The organism is Streptomyces sp. WELS2, assembly GCF_013870595.1.
Classification (GTDB): Bacteria; Actinomycetota; Actinomycetes; order Streptomycetales; family Streptomycetaceae; genus Streptomyces.
In genome coordinates this window covers 1-1958 of the sequence record NZ_JACBWZ010001035.1, presented here as the reverse complement: position 1 = coordinate 1958, position 1958 = coordinate 1, and the positions used below count along the sequence as shown (strand labels likewise).

General features: G+C 72.7%; 3 protein-coding genes. 2 read left to right on the top strand and 1 reads right to left on the bottom strand.

Annotated elements, in window-relative coordinates; all coding sequences use genetic code 11:
• The coding region (locus H5J33_RS33275) for an alpha/beta fold hydrolase (protein ID WP_181798422.1) at positions 1-445 on the bottom strand (445 nt) is incomplete at its 3' end.
• Between the two features lie 137 nt (positions 446-582).
• Between H5J33_RS33275 and H5J33_RS33270 the strand changes: the two genes are divergently transcribed.
• Positions 583-1467, top strand: coding sequence for an RNA polymerase sigma-70 factor (locus H5J33_RS33270; protein WP_181798421.1), 885 nt, complete (start codon positions 583-585; stop codon positions 1465-1467).
• A gap of 278 nt (positions 1468-1745) precedes the next feature.
• The coding region (locus H5J33_RS33265) for a GntR family transcriptional regulator (protein ID WP_181798420.1) at positions 1746-1958 on the top strand (213 nt) is incomplete at its 3' end.

Sequence of the window (1958 nt, the reverse complement as noted above, 5' to 3'; positions counted from 1 at the left end):
CGCCGCGCATGCCGAGCAGCACCGTGAAGGCGTACCGCCGCTCCGCCTGTGACCAGAAACCGGCGGGGGACAGGGCGGTGACGGACCGTACGAGCCTCTCCCGGCCCAGTTCGAGGGCGAGCAGGCCGCCCAGCGAGTTGCCGGCGACGTGCGGGCGGTCCAGGCCCAGCGCCTCGAACAGGGCGCCGAGCACGGCGCCCGTGGTGGGCAGGTCGTAGGCCAGTCCCTCCGGCAGGCCCGGGGACGCGCCGAAGCCCGGCAGGTCCACGGCGATCACCTCGCGCTCGGTGGCCAGGATGTCCACGACCGGGTCCCAGGCCTGCCGGTGGTGGCCGATGCCGTGCAGCAGGACCAGCGGTTCGCCGCGGCCCACGCGCGCGTAGGACACGGTCACCTCGGCCGGGCCGTGGGGGGCGGGGACCTGGAAGGAGACGGTGGCGGACATGGGGTGCTCCTCGTCTGTGCTGCCGACGGACGCCGTAGACAGCTTGTCAGCAATCGCCTACCGGCGGGTAGCCCTTGGCGGGCGCGGGCCCCGGTAACGGGTGGACACCGGCGGGCGGGTAACGGTGGGATGGGCCGGTGACCACACAGCCCGCCACCGACGTCTTCGAAGAACACCGGCCCCTGCTCATGGGAGTCGCCTACCGCATGCTCGGCCGCGTGGCCGACGCGGAGGACGTGGTCCAGGAGGCGTGGCTGCGCTGGTACCACGCCGACCGCGAGGAGGTCCGCGAACCGGGCGCCTACCTGGTGCGCGTCACCACCCGGCTGGCCATCGACCGGCTGCGCCAGGCCCAGCGGCGCGCCGAGGCCTACGTCGGCCCCTGGCTGCCCGAGCCCTACCCGACCGAGTTCGCCGGCACCGCCCCCGACTCCGCCGACCGGGCCCTGCTCGCCGACACCGTCTCCCTCGCCGTCCTGGTCGTCCTGGAGTCGCTGTCCCCGCTGGAGAGGGCGGTGTTCGTACTCAGGGAGGCGTTCGACTACCCGTACGCCGAGATCGCCGCGCTGCTGGAACGGACCGAGCCGGCGGTACGGCAGCTCGCCGGACGGGCCCGCCGGCACGTGGCCGAACGACGCCCCCGCTACGACGTCGAACCCACCCGGCGCCGGGAACTGACCGAGCGTTTCCTCGCCGCCGCCGGCGAGGGCGACCTGGAGGGGCTGATGTCCCTGCTCGCCCCGGACGTCCGGCTGGTCGGCGACAGCGGCGGCAAGGCCAAGGCGCCGGTGCGCGTCCTGCACACCGCCGACAAGGTCGGCCGCTTCCTGGTCGGCGTCGCACGCACCGCCCCGGCCGACCGGACCCACCGCGTCCTGGAGACCAACGGCGGCCCCGCCCTGCTGATCCTCACCGGCGGCAAGCCCGACGCCCTGTTCCAGGTGGACATCGCCGACGGCCGCATCACCTCCGTCTACATCATCCGCAATCCGGACAAGCTCCGGCACCTCCCCGCCCACTGAGCCGCCCCCGCCGCGAGCCCCCGTCGTCCCGGCGGGGGCTTCGCCGTACCCCGGACAGCCCCGCCGTACGACGGGAGCTTTGCCGCGATGTCACACACACCGGCGCGCGCGAACGCCTCGTGAACGCTTCGCTGCCGGACGTCCGGATAGCTACGGGGCGGCCGAGGATTGGTCTTGACCAAGGGTGAGTGCCGCCCTATGGTCGCAGAGAAGTGCAACAACCTTTAATAAACAAGGGCGCCAAAAACCGCCGGACCACGGCTCTTGCGGAGGACAGGGTGGGGACCACGCAGCTGGAATCGGTACCGGAACCGAAGTACTGGCATCTCAAGACCGTGCTCAGCGAGGCACTCGACTCCGAGTTCTCGGTCGGCGAGATCCTGCCCAACGAGCGTGATCTGGCCGCCCGCTTCGGCGTGGCCCGCGCCACGCTCCGCCAGGCCCTCGAACAGCTGGAGCTGGAGGGCCGGCTCCAGCGCCGGCGCGGGGTA